Here is a 21125-nt window from a genome sequence, read left to right on the forward strand (position 1 = left end):
TCCTCACTCTTTCATCGCCGGTGATTAGGTGCTTGTTATCGCCTTCTCAGCCAGCGTGTTCTCCAGTGCCTTCACAAACGCACGGTTCTGCTCCGGTGTGCCAACAGACACACGGATGTATGTTGGATAGACTTGGAATCCAGGGCGCACAATAATGCCTTGTTTGAGCAAGGATTGGAACGCATCTTTGGATGGCATATCCAGATCAACCATGATGAAGTTGCCTTGCGAAGCAAAGTATGGCAAGCCTAGGCGTGTAAACTCATTTTGCAGAAAATCACGCTCAGATGCATTCAGCTCTGCACATTCCTGAACAAATTTTTGGTCCAGGAGTGCAGCTGTTGCTGCAGCCTGACCAAAACGCGATGTGTTGAACGGCTCACGAACACGGTTGATCAGATCGATCACTTCCGGACGTGCAATACCATATCCGATGCGCAGTGATGCCAGACCATAAATTTTGGAGAAGGTTCGCAATATGACCAGATTCGGATAACGTTCCAGCATCGAAATGCTCTGTGGATAAGCCGCATCGGTTACAAATTCATAATACGCCTCGTCCAACACAACCATGACATGAGCAGGTACACGATCCATAAATGACTCGAGCTCCTGTTTAGAGATAATCGTTCCAGTTGGGTTATTCGGGTTACATACCCAGACTACTTTGGTTCTGTCGTTAATTTGCGCGAGCATAGATGACAGGTCATGCGTCCCATCCTTGAGTGGAACTTCAATCGTCACAGCACCTTCAATGTCAGCATTGCTCTTATACACGGAAAACGTTTGATCCGCCATGATTGTTTCATCCCCCGGAAGGAAGAAAGCTCGGGTAATCAGGGCGATAATCTCATCCGATCCACAGCCAAAAATAATGTTGTTCCGCTCTACACCCAAATGTTTCGCCAGCACCTCTGTCAGCCCTACCGCACTGCCGTCGGGATACAGACTAACATTGGCCAACTCTTTCGTAATGGCTTCCAGTGCAGCAGGAGAGCTGCCGTATGGATTTTCGTTGGAGGCCAGCTTGATGACTTGCTCAAGCCCCAGTTCACGTTTCACTTCTTCAATCGGTTTGCCCGGTTGGTACACAGGCAGATTGACAATCTGGGATTTCGGTTTCAACCCGACCGCCTCCTGTAATTAAGTTATAAATCACATGCCGAAACATGTACCGGGGAATATAACACGTCGTTATGTCCCTATCCTTTTAATTGTGCCACAAAGTTGCGAATTTGCAACAGTCCGGTCTCACGGGTATCGGGGTTTCCAAGAAGAGGAATGGCTTCTTCGACCTGGCGGACGATGGCGCTTCCCACAACAACTCCGTCACAAATGCGGGAAAACCGTTCCACCTGTTCATGGCTCGATATGCCGAACCCTACCGCTACCGGCAGGTCTGTAAAACTTTTTACAGTTTCAATAAAGCTCTCCACCCCATCGAAAAAGGAAGCTCTCTCCCCCGTTACACCCAGTGAGGAGACGCAGTAGATAAAGCCTCGCGCTCCTGTCACGATGCGCTCAATGCGCGCGTTGGATGTAGGGGCCACCAGTGGAACCAGATGCACTCCAGCAGCGTCCGCACGGCGGCGCATATCCTCTGCTTCCTCAATCGGAAGATCCGGGATAATCATGCCACTAATATCATGTTTGATAAGCTCATCAAAAAACAGATCAAGTCCGGTTTGCAGCACTGGATTGTAATAAGTAAACAGCACAAATGGCAGTTTAACCCCAGCCTCGCGTGCTTTGGCTGCTGTTTCCATGCAGGTACGAATGGAAATCTGGCTTTTCAAGGCACGCTCGGATGCGCGCTGAATGACAGGACCATCCGCAAGCGGATCAGAATAGGGGACACCAAGCTCCAATATGTCCGCTCCGGCCTGTTCAAGCTCCTTAATTATATCTATTGTGGTCTCCACATCGGGATCTCCAACGGTCAGGAATGGAATGAGTGCTGTTCGATTTTGTTCCTTTAAACGCCGGAAGGTCTGGTCCATCAGATTCATGCCAAATTACCTCCCGTATATTTCATAATGGATTCAACATCTTTGTCTCCCCGACCCGACAAACAGATGACAACGATATCGTCTGCTGTAAGTTCAGGTGCAAGTTTAACGACCTGAGCGACGGCATGTGCCGACTCCAGCGCCGGAATAATGCCTTCCGTACGGCTGAGCAATTGCAGCGCATCCAGTGCTTCCTGGTCTGTAATCGGTACGTATTTCGCACGTTCAATGTCCTTCAGGTAGGAATGCTCCGGTCCAACTCCTGGATAATCCAGACCTGCAGAGATGGAATGAGCCGGTTGAACCTGTCCATATTCATCCTGAAGCAAATAACTCATGGAGCCCTGAAATACGCCGTGTGTTCCTTTGCTCATTGTCGCTGCATGGAATTCAGTGTCCACACCTTTGCCCGCAGCTTCGACACCCACAAGTTTCACATCCTGATCTCCGATAAACGGATAGAACATGCCAATCGCATTGCTTCCGCCACCGACAGCTGCAACGATAACGTCTGGAAGACGCCCTTCGATGTCCTGAATCTGTCTGCGTGTTTCATCCCCGATAATCCGTTGAAAGTTACGCACCATCATGGGATATGGATGAGGACCAACAACTGAGCCCAAAACGTAGAACGTATCCTCCACGTTGCTAACCCAGTAGCGAAGCGCCTCATTACCCGCATCCTTCAGCGTTCGTGTGCCTGAGGTCACTGGAATCACTTCCGCCCCAAGCAGCTTCATTCGGAATACGTTTAATTGTTGACGCTCTGTATCTTCTTCACCCATAAACACTTTGCACTCAAGACCCAGCAGAGCGGCAACGGTTGCTGTTGCAACGCCATGCTGTCCTGCACCCGTTTCGGCGATGACTTTCTTTTTCCCCATACGTTTGGCAAGCAATCCTTGCCCGATCGCATTGTTTATTTTATGTGCACCCGTGTGATTCAGATCTTCGCGCTTCAGGTAGATCTTCGGTCCTCCCAAATGGCGAGACAATTGTTCCGCGTGGTATAGCGGCGTCTCCCGTCCGGAGTACTCGCTCAGCAAATAATTCAGTTCCTTATTGAATTCCTCGTCTTGAGAGTAACGACCGTAGGCCTCTTCCAATTCGATTAGAGCGTTCATTAGTGTCTCGGGTACAAAGCGGCCTCCGAAGGGACCGAAACGACCGTGTTGATCCGGCAATTGATGTGTCATGCCTGCTTCACCCTTTCTACAAATGCTGTGATCTTTGCAATATCCTTCACGCCATCAGACTCCACGCCGCTGGAAACATCGACGCCATCTGGTGCATAGTTCTGTATCAGTTGCTCTACATTATCCGGCTGTAATCCCCCAGCTACAAACAACGCAATTCCATGTTGATATGCCCATTCGGCATAATCGGGGATACGTTCCCAGGCAAAGGTTTTACCGGAACCTCCTCCGTACAGTGGATCATAAGTGTCAAGTAATATGGCATCCACAACGCCTTGATAAGGATCAAGTACCGTCACGGCAGTATCGTTCGCTTCCGCGCCCGTTTCATCCTTGGGAAAAGAAAGAGCCTTAAAAACCTCGGTGCCAAAGCGCTGCTTCACCTGCCTACAAAACTCCGGAGACTCCTGCCCATGCAGCTGGATGACATCCAGGCGAGCCACCTCCATGATACCTTCCAGCTCTTCGAATGTGGGATTCACAAATACTCCCGCCAGTTTCGGCCGCTCTAACGCTGTCCAGTTCAGTAGAACCGTTCTTAACTCGGCTGCCTTTTGCGGTTCGATTCGGCGACGGGACTCGGCAAAGACTACACCAATGTAATCAATCGGCAAGTTTATCATAGATTTTAGCACTTCAACGTCCTGAAGTCCACAAATTTTTACTGCCACTGCCGATGGTCTAGTCGGCGTGCTCTCTTTGCCGCCAGCACCGTCATTTACAAATGTATTCATCCTTTTGGCCCCATCAGTTCATAGACGGCTGCTTCCACGTCATCCTTGCGCATCAGATGTTCTCCGACAAGGATACCCTGCACACCAGCCTCTATTAGAGATTCCAAACGCTCCGGACCGTCAATTCCACTCTCACTGATTAACGTTACATTTTCCGGAATTAACTCCATCAGATCGAGCGTCGTACTCAGACTGGTTTCGAACGTCTTCAGATTACGGTTGTTGATTCCAACAAGAGTTGCCTGCGGAATCTCCAGTACCTGCTCCAGCTCGGCGCGATCGTGTACTTCAATCAAGGCATCCAGTCCAATACTTTTGGCAAATAACAAATACTGACGGATCTGCTCCGGTGTCAGTATGCTTGCAATCAACAAAATGGCATCTGCACCGAGCAGCCTTGCCTCGGCGATTTGGCGCTCATCAATAATAAAATCCTTACGCAGCAGTGGAATATTTACAGCCTGATGAATGGCCTGCAAATATTCTCCACTACCTTGGAAGTAGGAGACATCTGTCAGTACAGAGATGCAATCTGCCCCTGACCGTTCGTAGGCAGAGGCAATCTCTACCGGGTGGAAATCCGGACGAATAAGCCCTTTGGATGGTGAAGCCTTCTTCACCTCGGCTATAAGACCCAGTCTCCGGTTACGTTTCTGCGATAAAGCCCGCTCAAACCCGCGAGTAGCCGGCAGTGTTTCGATTTGCTTCAAGGCCTCTTCCAGATGAAACGTTTGGGCCAACACTTCAACTTCTTGCTGTTTCGTTGCTACGATTCGATCAAGATACATGACTGTACGCCTCCGTTGTGTGTATTAACTGTTCCAGCTTCATCGCTGCCTTGCCCGAATCCACAGCATCTGCCGCCATGGACACCCCTTCTGTGATGGTCTCCGCAAGACCTGAAAGATAGATGCAAGCTCCTGCATTTAACAGAACGACATCACGGTAGGCACTTCGCTCCCCGCGGAAGATTCGTTTTATAATTTCGGCATTCTGGAGAGCATCTCCTCCAAGAACCGTTTCAAGTGGATGTAGAGACAAGCCCATATTCCGTGGATCGATGTCATACGTATGAACCTCGCCATTACGCAGTTCAGATACCTGTGTAGGTGCGGATATGCTGATTTCATCCAGGCCATCATGACTGGCAACTACAAGGGCCCTTTTCAAACCTAGGCGATTAAGCACCTCAGCAATCATTGGCGTTCGGCTGCGATCATACAGCCCAAGCAGTTGACGATCCGCCCCCGCAGGGTTGGTGAGAGGTCCAAGCATATTAAAAATTGTACGCACACCCAGCTCTTTACGCGGGGCAGCCGCATGTTTCATGGACGGGTGGTACACTTGTGCAAAACAGAAGCAAATGCCGATCTCATCGAGACATTGTCTCGCCTGTTCCCCATTAAGATGAATATTGACACCCAAGGCTTCCAGCACATCTGCACTGCCTGCCTTACCTGAAGCGGATCGATTGCCATGTTTCGCTACACGAACAGAGACTGCTGCTGCAATAATGGCTGAAGCTGTTGAGATATTGAACTTGTGAATACCCGATCCGCCAGTTCCGCAAGTATCCAACAATCCGCTTCCGTCGGTAAGTATTCGACCGCCCTGTCCGCGCATCGCTTCGGCAAAACCGGTGATTTCGTCCACCGTTTCCCCCTTCATTCGAAGAGCCATAAGCAACCCGCCGATCTGAGCCGGAGTAGCTTCACCTCTCATGATTGAGTACATCAAGTCACGTGCTTCCGCCTGCTCGAGGTGGTTGCCCTCCAAAATTTTGGCAAGGCCTTCCTTCATACCTTCGGTTTGGCTTACTGCGGATGCAGATCGCTTGGATTCTTCATTTATCACTGGGTTCATATTCATATCCGGTCTCTCCTCTCTCAGTTCTGTGCAGCGGTGGCTGAAGTTACAAAGTAGTCTGCGTTGGCAAGTGTCAGGGTGCTATCCTTCTCTTTAGGCGGAAACATCGCTTCCGCTGTACGAATGGCCTTAAGTAATGCTTTCGCCTTATTGACGGTTTCTTCATATTCATTCTCAGGCACCGAATCCCAAACGATTCCTGCTCCGGCCTGCACATATGCTTTTCCTTTTTTGAAAATGATGGTCCGGATCGTTATACACGAATCCATGTTTCCCGAGAAACCAAGATATCCGATGGCGCCTGCATAAGCACCGCGTGCTTCTTTTTCCAGCTCTGCAATAATTTCCATCGCACGCAGCTTCGGTGCGCCGGATACCGTTCCTGCAGGAAGGCAGGAGAGAAATGCATCGAAGAAATCCTTGTCTTCCCTGAGCTCACCCGTAACATTTGAGACCATGTGCATAACGTGGGAGTAACGCTCAATTTCCATGAACATGTCACACTTCACACTGCCAAACTTGGATACCCGGCCCAGATCGTTGCGCCCCAGATCAACCAGCATGAGATGTTCCGCTCGTTCCTTCTCATCCTGCAGCAAATCGGTTGCAAGTGCGCGATCTTCCGTTTCGGTCGCTCCTCTTGGACGTGTACCTGCAATCGGTCGTGTCTCCACACGATTCCCGTCCACCTTAACCAGTGCCTCTGGTGAGGTTCCAACGATAATTTCGTCATCCATTTTCAGATAATACATATAAGGAGATGGATTCAATGTCCGAAGAACACGATACACATGAAGCGGAGAAACTTCGGTATCGATATGGAAGCGCTGGGACAATACGACTTGAAAGATATCACCAGCACGAATGTATTCCTTGGCTTGGTCAACATTGCCGATAAACTGTTCCTTCGTGAGGTTCGAACGAATATCCCCCAGATCAACGTCTCCGGGAATGGATCGCGGATTCAGGTTTTCCCCTGGTCCTTGCTGTTGCAAACGCTCTGCGGCCTGTTCGAGCTTCTCTGAAGTCACTGCGTAAGCTTGCCTGATATCCTCATCCGTTGCTCCATCTTGTACGTGCACATTTCCGACAAGCAGCATTTGCTGTTTCACATGGTCAAACACGATAATCTGGTCACAAAACATGAAACGAATATCATCCATATTCAGATCATCCAGGGCATGAGCTGGAAGCTTCTCATAATATTGCAGCAGATCATATCCAAAAAAACCAATGGCCCCGCCTGTAAATGGCGGCAGTTCATCATCTTTGGGACTACGATACTTGCGCAGCAGCGCTTTTAGTTCTTCAATCGGTTTGCCTGGCAGTTCACGCTTCTGGCCTGCTTCTTCCACTACAATCCGGCCCTTTTTGGCCGAAATCATCAGGAACGGATCGGTACCAATGAAGGAATATCTCGCCCATTGAATGCCACCCTCCACACTTTCCAGCAGAAATGCCCGATCGTTGTCAGCATAACGGCGGAAAATTCGGATGGGGGTCTCCATGTCAGCCAATATCCGTTTGACTACCGGAATCAGATTATATTCATTCGACATTTTCAGTACTTGATTAACGTTTGGCGTTATCATTAGATCACGTCCTTTCAGATTAGGTAGAAGGAAGTAATGGGTTATATACAACAAAAAAACCTCTACCATCAGGTAGAGGTTCTGGTTTATAAGCTGTTTTCAACAGGTTCGTGCTTCATAAATAACAAGTCCCTATACATCCACGCCGGATTATTCAGATCAGTCTCACACATAAACGTAATCATCCATCAACCAGCACGTCTTGAATATGGTATCACAAACTCTCATGCGTCACGATCTCCATTACAAATGTGAAATGGAAAAGATGTCCATAACAAGTTTATACCAAAACAAACGGTGTCTCTGGACACGTTTCATATGTGGTTCCTGTTTCTTCTAATCCTGTAGCACGACGTACCGCGAATCAGTTGGCCGACATTGTTACTCGGCTACCACCCGCTGGACTCTGCTATATACTCCACTATCTCAGCTGCTCTCAGCTCAACTCATACTCTACTCAACTGGTTCTCACTATACATCATTCAGAACGGTTTGACAACCACTCCATGTTTATGAATTTGAAGGTGCAGCCAAATCAGGACGCAATGACTGCGCACCATTCAGGTATACATGATTCATTTCATGCTGGTCTTTGGCCGTGTTGACATGCACCATGAAACGAATACATTGCGGTAAAGCACCTTTAACAGGTACTTCCAGTGCACACATCAAAGGCACCAGTTCCCAACCATCCAGTTGACGAATCGCCTTCGCTGGAAAGGCTGCATCCAAATCACCAGTCATCGTAATCCAGACACTGCAAATATCTTCCGGTTGGATGTCGTTGCGGTCTACAATCTCCTGCAGCAATACAGCCGTTTCCTTCAAAATCTGTTCTTCATTATTTTGCGTGACTGTTGTTGCTCCGCGAATTCCCCGTGTTACCATCGCTATTCAGCTCCCTCTTTAAGCAATTCAATGACATCCCGAACTGCCGATACGGGCACGTCTTTCACAATTCTCGCTGCACCGATCCGATCCGGGATAATGAAGACCATATGTCCTTCACGGAATTTCTTGTCATGCATCATGGCATCCATCAACGCATCCGTATCCAGATGTTTCGGCATGGTCACCGGTAATCGCAGTGAACGAAGCATGCGCACCGTATCGTCATAGAGCCCCGCGGGTGCACCAAGCTTCTCGCCTAACAAAGCCGATCCGGCCATCCCGATCGAAATGGCTTCACCGTGCAAAAATTCACCGTATCCAGCAATCGCCTCAATGGCATGACCAATGGTGTGACCCAAATTCAACAGTGCACGCTGTCCGTTTTCGCGTTCATCCCGAGACACAATTTCCGCCTTGATGCCACATCCGCGTTCGAGTCCGTACCCAAGTGCTTCCGGATCAAGTGCCAGCAACTCCTCAGCGTGCTTTTCACACCAATGTGCAAAAGCTTCGTCCCGAATCAGCCCGTGCTTCAGCATTTCCGACAATCCGGCTGAAACATCGCGCGGCGGCAAGGATTGAAGTGTATCCACATCATAGAGCACAAGCTCGGGCTGATGGAATGCACCGATCATATTTTTGGCCAATGGATGGTTAACAGCAACTTTGCCACCAACACTGCTGTCGTGCGCAAGAATCGTTGTAGGTACTTGAACAAATTTGATTCCACGCATATATGTAGCAGCCACGAATCCAGCAAGATCTCCCACAACGCCTCCGCCTAATGCAACAATGGCCGAACTCCGGTCCAGCTTGCCTTCTATGGCGACCGTCATCATGTCCTGATACACTGAAAGGGATTTTGATGTTTCCCCGGAAGGAACTACTGCCGAGACAACTGTATAGTCAGCCGCTCGCAGCGTTTGTTCCAGACCAGTCAAATACTTGGGAGCCACATTCTCATCCGTAATAATGAGCAGCGGACTTTTTTTCGTCAATCCGTATTGTTCAAAGAATTGCGGCGCCTCCGCCAGCAGACCACTGCCAATCAGAATGGGATACGAGCGTTCCTCCAACTGAACTGTCAGCTGACGCATATTAGTAGTTCTCCAATTGAGCGTTGTAGTTGTTATAGTTCGCGCGAATTTCCTCCATGGAATCCCCACCGAACTTCTCAAGGAATGCCTTGGCAATCTCCCATGCGACTACATGTTCCATTACTACACTCGCTGCTGGGACAGCACATGCGTCAGAACGTTCTACCTGAGCTGTGAAAGCTTCTTTGGTATCAATATCTACACTTTGAAGCGGCTTGTAAAGTGTCGGAATAGGTTTCATTACCCCACGAACCACAACCGGCATTCCATTGGTCATACCACCCTCAAATCCGCCCAAACGATTGGTTGCCCGATGGTAACCACGTTCCTCGGTGTGGATAATCTCATCATGCACCTGGGAACCGCGAATCGTTCCTGCTTCGAATCCAATACCGATTTCCACGCCTTTGAATGCATTAATGGACATGACACCTTGAGCAATCCGTGCATCCAGTTTGCGATCATACTGTACGTGGCTTCCGAGACCGATAGGCACACCTTCAACAATACATTCTACGATTCCCCCGATGGAGTCGCCTTCCTGCTTGATCTGGTCGATGTAGGCTTCCATCTTTTTCTCCGTCTCTGCATCGGTCACGCGAACCGAGGAAGCTTCGGTTACTTCAATCAGTTCATCAATCGGCAGGTCTTGATATGGTGCCTCGATCTCACCGATACGTAATACGCGCCCTGCCACCTTAATTCCAAACTCGGCGAGGAATTGACGGGCGATCGCCCCACAAGCTACACGTACCGTCGTTTCACGTGCACTGGAGCGCTCCAGAACATTGCGCAGATCTTTCAAATTATATTTCAGTCCGCCGTTCAGATCGGCATGTCCAGGACGAGGACGATGAACGCGGCGTTTTTCTTCATCACTGCCTTCAATTGGCTCAATGTTCATAATGTTCTGCCAGTGTTTCCAGTCATTATTTTGAACGACCAGAGCTACCGGAGCTCCAGTTGTATATCCATGACGAATGCCGCCCACAAAATTAGCCTGATCTTTCTCAATCTGCATCCGGCGTCCACGGCCATATCCTTTTTGTCTGCGGTGGAGCTGGAAATTCAGCTCTTCAAAATCAATATTCAGATTGCTTGGCAATCCTTCAATAATTGCGGTCAATTGGGGTCCGTGCGTTTCCCCTGCGGTTAAATAACGTAAACTCATAATACGTTCCCCCTTTAAACTGTTAAACTGCACATTGCTAAAATCCCATAATTTCTTTGCTCATTATAGTATAGCTGACCCGCTTTGACAAGAAAGCCGGTCGTTTCCTGTCCAAAAATGAATTTCAGTCAGGTTGTGCTGCCCGGGTTGGAGGTTGCTGGTGCTCACTCCTTAACCCATAAATGTAAATAACCGTCTGGGCACCTGTTCGTGCAATCCAGACGGTCATCAAAATCATTTGAATTATTTTTTGCGATAGAAGAAAGTCTCCGCTGTCTCCAGACCGTATTGTCCGGGTGAGAAGATCTGTTCTGTGCTGCCTACAAATAAAATGCCCCCTGGACGCAAACTTGCTGCAAATTTATGATACAACAGGTTTTTGGCTTCCTCGGTAAAATAGATCATGACATTCCGGCACACAATCAGATCATATCCATCGTCAAATGGATCCAGCAGCAGATTTTGCTTCATGAACTTGATTGAGCTTTTAAGTTTCTCATCGATTCGATATACCAGGCCATCCTGTTTGAAATAGCGACTGGCTGTCTCTTTCGGAACATCCTTGAGCGAGCGCTCCATATAACGCCCTTCCTTGGCTTTGGCCAGCGCACCTTCATCCAGGTCACTTGCCGTAATGGAGCTGTCCTTCAGGATTCCCATCGTATCGAGGATCATCGCCAGTGTATATGGCTCTTCGCCTGTTGAACAGGCTGCACTCCATACCTTCACTCGGCGCTTTGGACCAATCAAATCAGGTAAAATCTCGTCACGAAGCACTTCCCAACGGTTGGGGTTGCGCCAAAATTCCGAAACGTTAATCGTCATCCGATCAAGAAACTCGTAAAACAGAGATTTATCCTTTTGCATGGCATCAAAAAAAATAGAAAATGTATGAAACCCGTTTTTGTTGCGAAGTGTGGTCAGCCGTCTCTTCATTTGGCCTTCCTTGTATTGAGCAAGATCAATGCCTGTGCTCTCTTTGATTTTCCGAATAAAACCGGCATAATCCGGGTCTAGTTGTTCCTGCTCCAGCATCGTATCACCCTTCTGGCTAATAAATTACAACCAGGCTGCGATGCTCTTGTCGTACGTCACCAATTCATCTGAAGTAAAGAAGTTTGCTGCTTCACGAGAGGCACTTTCCGGGGAATCAGCTCCGTGAATCAGGTTATGCGGTGTATGGCTCGCAAAGTCTCCGCGGATTGTACCGGGAGCAGCTTCCTTCACATTGGTTTTGCCGATTACGATGCGCGCAAGTGCTACAATGTCGTCACCTTCCCAGACCATGGCGAATACAGGTCCAGATGTGATAAATTGCACCAGATCATCGAAAAACGGTTTTCCTTCGTGTTCCGCATAATGGCGTTTGGCTTGATCCTCAGTCATTTGGACCAGTTTCCCTGCCACCATTTTAAACCCTTTGTCTTCCAGACGGCTAATGATACGCCCTATCAAACCACGCTGCACACCATCCGGCTTCACCATCAAAAATGTACGATCCATACGCTCACTCCTCACTCACGGTTCAAAGTTAGTTCATTATGTAGACGCAATCACTTTGATTGTAACATACATGTCCATTTCCTCCCAATGAGGAATCTCACATCTATGTCTTTGGAGTAAACCCGAGCAGCAACAACATGATTCGTTCAGCTTTTTAATGAGTACGCTTGACTACAAAATGTGCAATGTCACGCAAATTTTTGTTGGTCTTGATATTAGGCAGCTGATCCAGAGCATCGAGCGCTTTCTTCATATATCGGTCAGCCAGTGCTTCTGCTTTAGCGATTCCTTGACTTTGGCGAATCATTCCAATTGCATCCGAAGCACTTGCCCGTCCCTCCTCACGCTGAACACGTGAAATCTCGTTAAGCAGCTGCTCACGAAGATCCGGTTCCTGAAGAGCGTAAAGCACTGGCAGCGTAATATTTCCCTGCTTCATGTCACTGCCTGGAGGTTTGCCCAATTGTTTCTCCGTACCCACCAGATCAAGTACATCGTCCTGGATTTGGAAAGCCATGCCGACATTATATCCGTAAGTGTAGAGCAGTGAGGACACATGTTTCGGTGCACGTGTGGCTAAAGCCCCAAGCTGGCAGCTGACTGCGATCAGAAGCGCTGTTTTGCGGCGAATCCGCAGCAAGTAGTTACGAACACTTTGCCCTGTGTTGAAAAAGTCGCGAATCTGTTCCATCTCACCAATGGACATCTGCACCATTGCCTTGGCGAGAATGCGATGAATGGCTGGTTCGGACAGACCAGCTGTCAACTGAAGTGCTTTTCCATAGATATAATCACCAGTGTACATGGCAATCCGATTGTCCCATTTGGACTTGACCGTTGGTTTGCCTCTCCGCGTTTCCGCATTGTCGATGACATCATCATGTACCAGGGAAGCTGAATGGATCAATTCCAGTGGTACCGCAATTAGCTTCAGGCGTTCAATGTCGTATGTACCATATTTCCCGCCGAGCAGCACAAATACCGGACGTAAACGTTTCCCACCTGCCTTGAGCAAGTGAAGTGAAGTTTCACTAAGCAGCTTTTGATCTCCCTGAACGCTGCGATACAACTCTTTTTCAATGTAATCCATGTCTTTTTTTAGTAATCCGAAAATATCCAATAGTTTCATTCGTTCACCCGTGTCAGCGTATTATCAGTCCATAAATCCATGCTTACCTTCCCCTCCAGCAAGTCGGGCCTGCAGGCATAACGAAAAACCAGGGCTTGCCGTTCCTGCTTGTTTTCTTCTATGTCGTACCACATTTCTTCGAATGTCATGGCTGACACCCGGGAATTAAACTCTGCGACTTGTTCTGAAACAAAAGTACAGAAGTTGCCGGAGCATGGGTCAAGGCTGTGGTTTCGCCGAGACTCTACCATCAGCGCTCACCAATACCCCGGGATTCCGGGGCAACCTGAGTGTTACCCCCACATGGATAAGTATCCGTTGTAGGAAACACCTCTGCTAGCCCCGTTTATCCGGTTCTCCCCATCTTGCAAACAGCTGATGTTGAATGCGCAGGCTGTCCAATACCTTACCTACCAGAAACATAATCAACTCTTCCATCGTCTGAGGTTTGTGATAAAAAGCCGGCATGGCCGGAATCATTCGAACACCAAGGCGAGAGAGCTTCAGCATATTCTCCAGATGGATCGCATGCAGAGGTGTCTCCCGTGGTACCAAAATCAGCGGCCTTGCCTCCTTTATCATGACATCCGCAGCGCGGGACATCAGATTATCTGACGACCCCTGTGCAATGGAGGATAGCGTTCCCATGGAGCACGGCATGATAATCATGCCATCAGCCAGGAAAGATCCACTTGCAATCGAAGCGCCTATATCACTAACAGGATGATAGATCCACGAGCCGCCAAGGCCGCCAAATTTGTCTTCCAGCACGCCTTCACGATTCGTGACATCCCAATCCATTTCTTCTTTTAGTACCCGCCAGCCCGCATTAGATATCACCAGATGAACAGTGTAATCGAGGCTCAGCAGCGTTTCAATCAGTCTTATGCCATAAATACTTCCGCTGGCTCCGGTAATTCCGACAACAAGTCGTTTATTGTCCAGCTGTTGCATGTCTATTTCACCGCCAGATCAATCAAGGTAAACGTAAATACGACCAGACTCAGTACACTATTCATGGTAAAGAAAGCCGTCTGTACACGACTCATGTCATTAGGCGATACAATATAGTGCTCATAGAAAAGAATACCATATGTGATCAGCATGCCTGCACCATACCACCAGCTCAGATCTGTCATCAATAGAAGGGCCAAAAAGCCGATGGCTGTAATCACATGAAAGAACTTGGCAATGTTCAATGACTTGATGAGACCGAATCGGGAAGGAATCGAATGAAGCCCCTCTTCCTGGTCAAACTCCAAATCCTGACAAGCATAAATAATATCAAACCCTGCGGTCCAGAACACTATCGTAACGTACAGCACAATCGCTGTCCAATCCATTGTACCGGTAACAGCAACCCAGCCCCCAAGCGGCGCAAGACCAATGGTCATCCCGAGAACAACGTGGCAGAGCCATGTGAATCGTTTGGTGTACGAATACAATACCAGCATAAATACTGCGATTGGCAGCAGCTGCATTGATAACACATTAAGATTGGATGAAGCCCAAAACAATAATACAAATGAGACAATAATAAAGATGACAACCTCGCCATTCTTCAACAGGCCAGCAGGGATGGCCCGCATTGCTGTCCGCGGATTTTTGCCATCGATCGCTTGGTCAATCATGCGATTGAGTCCAAATGCCGCACTGCGTGCACCAACCATGGCCAGCAACACCCACATAATCTGCATCCAGGTTGGGAACGTATCATTCACGACCATAGAGCCAAGAATTGCACCCATAAATGCAAAAGGTAAAGCAAAAAGCGTATGTTCAATCTTGATCATTTCTAAAAAGATGCGAATTTTCCTAAACATGCTGATTCTCCTTGGTTCCAATATGCAGTGCCGCGATGCCTCCGGTTAGAGGATAGGCCTGCACTTGCTGCAATCCGGTTTCTTCAAAAATGTGGGCCAGTTCCTTCCTTCCCGGAAATAATGCCAATGAATCCGGCAGCCACTTGTACTGCTCATAACGTTTGGCAAACAATTTGGCAAGATTCGGCAATACTTGTTCAAAATAAAAATAATAAATGCCTTTGAACGGTTGCCAGGTTGGCTTGGACAATTCCAGACACACCACCATGCCGCCCGGTTTTACTACGCGTTTCATCTCGGACAATACCTGTCTCAGATCAGGCACGTTACGAAGACCAAACCCAATGGTTACATAATCGAATGAATTGTCTTCAAAAGGAAGTGACATTGCATTCCCCTGAACAAGAGTAATCTGTTTCTGGCGGTTTGCTGCAGTCACCTTGGTCTGTCCGACTTCCAGCATATTGCTGCTGAAGTCCAGCCCATGCATGTGACCCGTTTCACTTGCCTCAGCCATGGCGAGGGTCCAGTCACAGGTACCACAGCACAGATCAAGCCCTGTATCCCCTTTGGACATGTTCATTTTTTTCATCGTGAATTTGCGCCATGCCTTATGCCTGCGGAAACTCAGGATGTCATTCATAACATCATATTTTCCGGCTATACTTTGAAAAACCGAATGGACAAACTCTTCTTTCGGTTTCGTCTCTGCGCTCCCCATTTGTCTCCCCCTCAATCTTCCCTTACTGCTGCATGTGAAGGCTCTAGATAACCCAAATAGGTTTCCAGGATGGCTTGCACATCATGTAGCCCCCGCTGATCATTCTCTTCTTGCAGTAACAGCTGTATGCGGTGCGTACTCTCACGAAGCTTGTCCAGCAAAATCTTATCCATTCGATACTTGAGCACCATACCGCCATATGCCCGCGCATCCGGCTCTGACTGGCGAAGGATGTTTCGCTCGTCTTCATTCCCCTGCTCGTATATATACCAGAAGGCATAACTATGATTAAAGTTCTTCTCGTCATTGATTCGCTGCAGTTCTTCCACAACGGTTTCACACAAGCTGAATTCAGTAAGAAGACTTTCCCACAGCTTTTGTTCCTTTTCTCCAATCATGTCCGCAAAAGAAAGAAACAGCTGCATCTTCAGCTGTACCGTTTCACGCAAGTATTCTTCAGCCGAAACGAGAAGCTTTTTCATTCGATCATACAGAGTCATTTTGCGCACGTTGACTTCAGATACTGCACCGCTGAGCTTGCCGATCATTTCAATACGACCGGCATGAGCAAGAAGCTGATAAAATCGACTGCTCAAGTAATCACCAGCAAGCACATTCAACTGACGTGAGCGCATCTCCTGCTCTTTCCGATCCCCGGAGATCGTATCGATTCGATCATGCGTATCCATCGCCAGCTGGACGAGCGAGGTTGCAAGAGCATACAGCTCATCATGCCCCTTTTCATCTGTGCGGCCCACAAATACCTGCAGCAGACGAGCCCGGCTATCCGGAAACGGTGGTATTTCCGTATGTTGTCGAATCATGTCGTAATCCGTATATTTTTTTGCTAGTTGGGGTACGCGATATGAGTTCATTCTCAGCCTCCGAGCCTTTGCATTGTTAAACCATTTCTGCACTACAATCTTATATATTATAGCATATGTTGATCGGCCACGCACTGAATCCTGCTATTCTATTAACCTTCGTTCAACATTTCGAATTGCTTCTTCCACAGGTCGGTCTCCATAATATGAAACCATTCTTTTAATTCACCAGATATGACAGGGCTTTTCCAGCTTCGCAGCGCATCAATGGCATCCATTGGCCATTCATTTCTCCGAATATCAGCAGCCAGCAGCAGATGTCTTTTGTGCAGCCATTCATCCTCTGCCATTACACGCAGCAATACCTGCTCCACGTTATCAAGACTGTGAAATCCAAGCTCGGCTACTGCCGCCATGTTGGCGTAAATCTCGGTATAGCTCGTTTCGGTCCCGGTCACTTTCAAATCGAGTTTCAGAATAGACTGCTTCCACTCCACTTTTGCAATCGGTGTGGTTAAATGCATGGAGCTCAGGACATCTACCAGATTCTCGTCTGACAACTCCTGCTTTTGCTCAGCGGCAGTAACGGGCTGAGCCCGCTCTCCACCCAGTGTTCGCATATGTAAGGTTTGCACGGCAACTAGCAGAAATACTGCCGCAACCGTTGCCAGCAGCGAAGCTGTCACGATCATCCGCGGTTTCATAAATGCCTCCCTGCCCATACCTTAGTGTAGTCTGTCCGGTAAAGGCTCATACCTCATTGTACAATGAAAAAAAGCAGGCTATGCCTGCAATTTCCATAAATATCAGAAGTATATGCTTCAACGTCTCCACTCCCTGATATAGCAAGAAAGACTTTAGTTAAACGTGTTCTGACTCTTTGAAATGAACCTCAAGTGACGTTTTTGTTTTTATTCTGATTCAATTTGGCCATGCTTCGTGATCATCGTGGCCTTGCCCCGGATTTTGATCGCTGAAGTATGATTGGTAAATTGGGCAATCATGACTTCTCCCTTGTCCAGCTTCTCGGTATGATGAAAACGCGTATCCTGACCTCGAGTCAAACCGATAACCTGAACTCCGTTCTCCTCTGCCTTAATGACAATGTAATCACTGCCAGTTGGATGGTCCATTACGTAACGTCCCCTCTCCTAGTTCTTCAATAGCGTTAATGATGATTAAGATTGATTCATTTGTCAACTGAGTGTCGCTTGGAAAAGCTGCAATAATCTATGTGAACCGGGTCATACTACATAATCAGAGCACAGAAAGGAGCCTCAGCATGAAGTACACCCCTGCAGCATTGACAGACGAGCACATTCATCAATTAAAAGAAATCGAACAGCACCTTTCGGACGCAGCAGGAGAAGACCTGATTTTGATCGCTTATGCTCAGCATCCGGACGACCCTGAGGATACAAAAAACAGTGGAGCACATCGTTAGAAGACAAAAGAAAAGGCCGTGAACAAGTCACGGTCTCTTCTTTGACATATGGAATATGTAGAAATCTTATTTAATTCCGTCTTTGAGCGCTTTACCTGGTTTGAATGCAGGAATTTTGCTCGCAGGAATTTCGATTTCTTCACCTGTTTGCGGGTTACGTCCTTTACGTGCAGAACGCTCGCGAACTTCGAAGTTCCCAAAACCAACCAATTGTACTTTGTCTCCGCTTTGAAGAGCCTCAGAGATTGCTTCGAATACGGCATCAACCGCTTTCGTTACATCCTTTTTGGACAACTCAGTCGCTTCAGACACGTGTGTAATCAAGTCTGATTTGTTCATTTGTTTTCACCTCCTGAATCAATGTCCTGAATGTTATACTGTGTTTCCGTTTTATAGCGAAATATACGTTCATACGCAAAAAATCTACGTACATCTTGAGCGTGATGAACACAAATCTCCGCCTGCGGTCAACAGTCATTTCCGGCAGAATGTCGCCTGAAACCAAGCGCGTTCCAGACGCGGAACAAATTTTATACTAATACAGACAGCACACAATTTCAAGTGCGGTTGCGGTTTAGCACGTAAAATGTCACTGCGAGGGCAAGAACGAGGACGCCACCTTTTACAATATCATGCGTAAAATACTGCACATTCATCATCGTCAAACCATTCACCAGTACACCAATCAGGACCGAACCTATGAAGGTTCCGATAACATTAGGTTTACCCGCACCAAAGACAGAGAACCCTACAAACACAGCGGCTACCGATTCCATTAACAACGGAGATCCAGCATCGATTTGTCCCGATCCCACTTTGGAGGCATAGATGATTCCCCCAATCGCAGCAAACACGCCAGCTGCCACATAAGCAAGCGTCCGCACTTTTTTCACCTTGATTCCAGATAGACGCGCAGCCTCTTCATTGCCGCCTGTAACGTACATTTGACGCCCATATTTCGTGTAGGTCAAAAAGATATGAACACCAATCACTGCAATAAGCAGTAGAATGACCGAAATGGGCATTCCAAGCCATTTGCCCTGACCAATCAGAAGAAAGGTAGGGTCCATCTCTCCGGCAGCCTTACTGCCATCAGGAAATTGCATGTGATTATAAATGGTATAACCTTGTGCGTACGTTTTGTGGATACCGCCGATAATATACATGGTCGCCAGTGTTGCCAGCAGATCAGGAATGCGCAATTTTACGATCAATAAGGCATTCAGCAGACCAATCACTGCGCCGATCACCAGAGGGACGATAATGACAACGGCCAGAGGCTGCTGGTACCAGATCATTAACGAAGCTGTTACGACTGTTGTCAATGAGACGGTTGCGCCTACCGAGAGATCAAATCCGTCCACAATGAGAGATAATGTCACACCAATCGCTACAAACGTCACGATCGAGATCGATCCCAAGATGTCAGTCAAGTTACTGTACGTAAAAAAGTAAGGCAATTTGATGCCAAAAAAAGCAATAACTCCGATAATAACGATAATTGCTCCGTAACGGAACGCAAAATCCATTGATTTGTCCTTCATATCTGCACCTCTTGTCCACCGCTTGCGTAGTATAGCAGCTGTTCTTGGTTGGTTTCGCCCCGTTTATATTCTTTTACGATTTTCCCTTCGCACATCACTGCAATTCGGTCCCCAATGCCGAGTCCCTCGTCCAGTTCACATGTAAAATAGATGATAGCCTTTCCTGCCAGAGCGAGCTCATTAATAATACGGAAAATGTCACTTTTGGCACCAATATCGACACCTTTGGTTGGTTCGTCAAATATAAAAACATCCGCATCCGCATTCAGCCATTTGCCGATAGCCACTTTCTGCTGATTCCCTCCGCTCAAATATTTCACTTCCTGACGTACCGAAGCCGTCTTGATCCCAAGCTGTTTGACCAGCGTTTCCGCATTTTCCCGCTCCTGTTTCCGACTGACGAATCCGAACGTGCTAAGACGTCCAAGCAAGGGTAGACTTAGATTTCGTTCCACATTTTCCTGAATGAGAATCCCCTGTTTGCGGCGTTCTTCGGGAACGGAAACGATGCCTAATGCTGCAGCATCCGCAGGCTGGGAAATACGCAGCTGACGATCATGTAGCCGGATTTCCCCTTCCTCCAACCGGTCAGCTCCAATCAGAAGGCGGGAGCATTCCGTTTTACCAGCACCGACCAGACCCACAACAGCCAAAACCTCGCCGCGGCGTACAGACAAGTCCACTCCTTTGACTTTGAACCCTCGGCGAAGCCCACGAGCTTCAAGCAACACCTCACCAATAGGTGCTTCTGTCTTTGGAAATTCCTCTTCGAATGGTTTGCCCAGCATTTGTGTGACCAGATCGCTCACGGTCAGGCCCCGTGCCTCACCCGTAAATACGTGCTGCCCGTCTCTCATGACAGTCACTTGGTCACAATGCCCAGTCACTTCGGCAAGGCGGTGGGTAATAAAAATGCAAGCCACTCCCCGCTCCTTCAACAAGTGAACAATCCGGAAAAAGGCATCGGTCTCTTCCTGACTCAGCGGAGCAGTCGGCTCATCAAATATGATCACCTTTGCCTCCTGGATCAGAATTCGCGCCAGCAAAATCATCTGTTTTTCTGCAAGTGTCAGATCGGCTACCTTTTTCTGAACGGATATATTTGCCCCCAGTTCATTTAGCGCTTCTTGCGCGCGCTGCTGGAGCTTACGCGGGCTTTTCCACCATCCACCAACAGGTGATGCCAATTGATCCAGCATAATGTTCTCCGCAGCCGTCAGTTGGGGAACCAGTGCAGCATCCACCTCCTGATAGACACAATGAATGCCGTTTGCCTTGGCATCCCCAGGAGAATGGAGACGTAGATGCTCTCCGTTTAAACGAATCGAGCCCTGATCCAGCTGATAGGCACCCGAGAGAATTTTCATCAAGGTACTTTTCCCTGCTCCGTTAGCGCCAAGCAGTGCATGAATCTCTCCACCTTTTACAGTGAAATCAACGTCTTTAAGTGCAGGAATGCCCGCAAACTGCTTATGGATATGTTCCATTTGAAGCAATATCGGTGCAGTTGTCATGATGTCGACCTCCAATCCCTCCCCTAAGGGGGTCATGCTATCCAAATAAACCTAAGGCTTCAAATTG

At 48.0% G+C, this 21125-nt stretch carries 24 protein-coding genes; 1 reads left to right on the plus strand and 23 read right to left on the minus strand.

From position 1 onward, the window contains the following. Positions 1 to 24 precede the first annotated feature (24 nt). The 20 genes from hisC to mtrB all read right to left on the minus strand — a co-directional run bounded on the left by hisC (position 25) and on the right by mtrB (position 17689). Positions 25 to 1125 (minus strand): histidinol-phosphate transaminase, encoded by a 1101-nt coding sequence (gene hisC, locus AB3N00_RS15255; RefSeq protein WP_413035384.1) that lies wholly within the window; start codon positions 1123 to 1125, stop codon positions 25 to 27. Between the two features lie 77 nt (positions 1126 to 1202). Further along, complete coding sequence (gene trpA, locus AB3N00_RS15260; RefSeq protein WP_413035385.1) at positions 1203 to 2009, minus strand: tryptophan synthase subunit alpha; 807 nt, start codon at positions 2007 to 2009, stop codon at positions 1203 to 1205. Further along, positions 2006 to 3205 carry a tryptophan synthase subunit beta gene (gene trpB, locus AB3N00_RS15265; protein WP_413035386.1) on the minus strand — a complete coding sequence of 400 codons (1200 nt, stop codon included), beginning with the start codon at positions 3203 to 3205 and terminating at the stop codon, positions 2006 to 2008. The genes trpA and trpB overlap by 4 nt, the downstream gene beginning before the upstream one ends. Then, positions 3202 to 3939 carry a phosphoribosylanthranilate isomerase gene (locus AB3N00_RS15270; RefSeq protein WP_413035387.1) on the minus strand — a complete coding sequence of 246 codons (738 nt, stop codon included), beginning with the start codon at positions 3937 to 3939 and terminating at the stop codon, positions 3202 to 3204. Before AB3N00_RS15270 ends, trpB begins: the two co-directional genes overlap by 4 nt. After that, positions 3936 to 4727, minus strand: coding sequence for an indole-3-glycerol phosphate synthase TrpC (gene trpC / locus AB3N00_RS15275; RefSeq protein WP_413035388.1), 792 nt, complete (start codon positions 4725 to 4727; stop codon positions 3936 to 3938). The genes AB3N00_RS15270 and trpC overlap by 4 nt, the downstream gene beginning before the upstream one ends. Then, entirely contained in the window at positions 4717 to 5739 is a 1023-nt protein-coding gene (gene trpD / locus AB3N00_RS15280) for an anthranilate phosphoribosyltransferase (protein ID WP_413036045.1), read from the minus strand. Before trpD ends, trpC begins: the two co-directional genes overlap by 11 nt. Before the next feature lie 86 nt (positions 5740 to 5825). After that, positions 5826 to 7397: an anthranilate synthase component I gene (trpE, locus tag AB3N00_RS15285; RefSeq protein WP_413035389.1), complete on the minus strand. Its 1572-nt coding sequence runs from the start codon at positions 7395 to 7397 to the stop codon at positions 5826 to 5828. Between the two features lie 510 nt (positions 7398 to 7907). Further along, entirely contained in the window at positions 7908 to 8285 is a 378-nt protein-coding gene (gene aroH, locus AB3N00_RS15290; RefSeq protein WP_413035390.1) for a chorismate mutase, read from the minus strand. A 2-nt stretch (positions 8286 to 8287) separates the two neighbouring features. After that, positions 8288 to 9385, minus strand: a complete 1098-nt coding sequence (aroB, locus tag AB3N00_RS15295) for a 3-dehydroquinate synthase (protein WP_413035391.1) — start codon at positions 9383 to 9385, stop codon at positions 8288 to 8290. 1 nt (position 9386) lies between these two features. Further along, complete coding sequence (gene aroC / locus AB3N00_RS15300; protein WP_413035392.1) at positions 9387 to 10556, minus strand: chorismate synthase; 1170 nt, start codon at positions 10554 to 10556, stop codon at positions 9387 to 9389. Between the two features lie 243 nt (positions 10557 to 10799). Beyond that, positions 10800 to 11591, minus strand: a complete 792-nt coding sequence (locus AB3N00_RS15305; RefSeq protein ID WP_413035393.1) for a CheR family methyltransferase — start codon at positions 11589 to 11591, stop codon at positions 10800 to 10802. A 24-nt stretch (positions 11592 to 11615) separates the two neighbouring features. Further along, on the minus strand, positions 11616 to 12059 hold the full coding sequence (ndk, locus tag AB3N00_RS15310; RefSeq protein WP_175397850.1) for a nucleoside-diphosphate kinase: 444 nt from the start codon (positions 12057 to 12059) through the stop codon (positions 11616 to 11618). Between the two features lie 154 nt (positions 12060 to 12213). Continuing rightward, positions 12214 to 13188, minus strand: coding sequence for a polyprenyl synthetase family protein (locus tag AB3N00_RS15315; protein WP_413035394.1), 975 nt, complete (start codon positions 13186 to 13188; stop codon positions 12214 to 12216). Further along, entirely contained in the window at positions 13185 to 13337 is a 153-nt protein-coding gene (locus tag AB3N00_RS15320) for a hypothetical protein (protein ID WP_413035395.1), read from the minus strand. Before AB3N00_RS15320 ends, AB3N00_RS15315 begins: the two co-directional genes overlap by 4 nt. 187 nt (positions 13338 to 13524) lie before the next feature. After that, entirely contained in the window at positions 13525 to 14142 is a 618-nt protein-coding gene (locus AB3N00_RS15325) for a UbiX family flavin prenyltransferase (RefSeq protein ID WP_413035396.1), read from the minus strand. 2 nt (positions 14143 to 14144) lie between these two features. Further along, complete coding sequence (locus AB3N00_RS15330; RefSeq protein ID WP_413035397.1) at positions 14145 to 15011, minus strand: UbiA-like polyprenyltransferase; 867 nt, start codon at positions 15009 to 15011, stop codon at positions 14145 to 14147. Next, complete coding sequence (locus AB3N00_RS15335; protein ID WP_175397846.1) at positions 15004 to 15732, minus strand: demethylmenaquinone methyltransferase; 729 nt, start codon at positions 15730 to 15732, stop codon at positions 15004 to 15006. The genes AB3N00_RS15330 and AB3N00_RS15335 overlap by 8 nt, the downstream gene beginning before the upstream one ends. Before the next feature lie 11 nt (positions 15733 to 15743). Continuing rightward, positions 15744 to 16607 (minus strand): heptaprenyl diphosphate synthase component 1, encoded by an 864-nt coding sequence (locus tag AB3N00_RS15340; protein WP_413035398.1) that lies wholly within the window; start codon positions 16605 to 16607, stop codon positions 15744 to 15746. Positions 16608 to 16708: 101 nt separating this feature from the next. After that, the gene (locus AB3N00_RS15345; RefSeq protein ID WP_413035399.1) at positions 16709 to 17260 is read right to left on the minus strand and encodes a hypothetical protein; all 552 of its coding nucleotides are present in this window, start codon (positions 17258 to 17260) and stop codon (positions 16709 to 16711) included. Between the two features lie 207 nt (positions 17261 to 17467). Then, the gene (mtrB, locus tag AB3N00_RS15350; RefSeq protein ID WP_095292880.1) at positions 17468 to 17689 is read right to left on the minus strand and encodes a trp RNA-binding attenuation protein MtrB; all 222 of its coding nucleotides are present in this window, start codon (positions 17687 to 17689) and stop codon (positions 17468 to 17470) included. 149 nt (positions 17690 to 17838) lie between these two features. Between mtrB and AB3N00_RS15355 the strand changes: the two genes are divergently transcribed. Further along, positions 17839 to 18000, plus strand: coding sequence for a hypothetical protein (locus tag AB3N00_RS15355; protein WP_413035400.1), 162 nt, complete (start codon positions 17839 to 17841; stop codon positions 17998 to 18000). 66 nt (positions 18001 to 18066) lie between these two features. On the opposite strand, the gene AB3N00_RS15360 is transcribed toward AB3N00_RS15355, so the two are convergent. The 3 genes from AB3N00_RS15360 to AB3N00_RS15370 all read right to left on the minus strand — a co-directional run bounded on the left by AB3N00_RS15360 (position 18067) and on the right by AB3N00_RS15370 (position 21058). After that, complete coding sequence (locus AB3N00_RS15360) at positions 18067 to 18339, minus strand: HU family DNA-binding protein (protein ID WP_024630670.1); 273 nt, start codon at positions 18337 to 18339, stop codon at positions 18067 to 18069. A gap of 218 nt (positions 18340 to 18557) precedes the next feature. Further along, complete coding sequence (locus AB3N00_RS15365; RefSeq protein ID WP_154895605.1) at positions 18558 to 19544, minus strand: ABC transporter permease; 987 nt, start codon at positions 19542 to 19544, stop codon at positions 18558 to 18560. Continuing rightward, entirely contained in the window at positions 19541 to 21058 is a 1518-nt protein-coding gene (locus tag AB3N00_RS15370; protein WP_413035401.1) for a sugar ABC transporter ATP-binding protein, read from the minus strand. The genes AB3N00_RS15365 and AB3N00_RS15370 overlap by 4 nt, the downstream gene beginning before the upstream one ends. Positions 21059 to 21125: the final 67 nt, after the last annotated feature.

Origin of the sequence: Paenibacillus xylanilyticus (genome assembly GCF_047246825.1) — a bacterium.
Taxonomy (GTDB): domain Bacteria; phylum Bacillota; class Bacilli; order Paenibacillales; family Paenibacillaceae; genus Paenibacillus; species Paenibacillus xylanilyticus_B.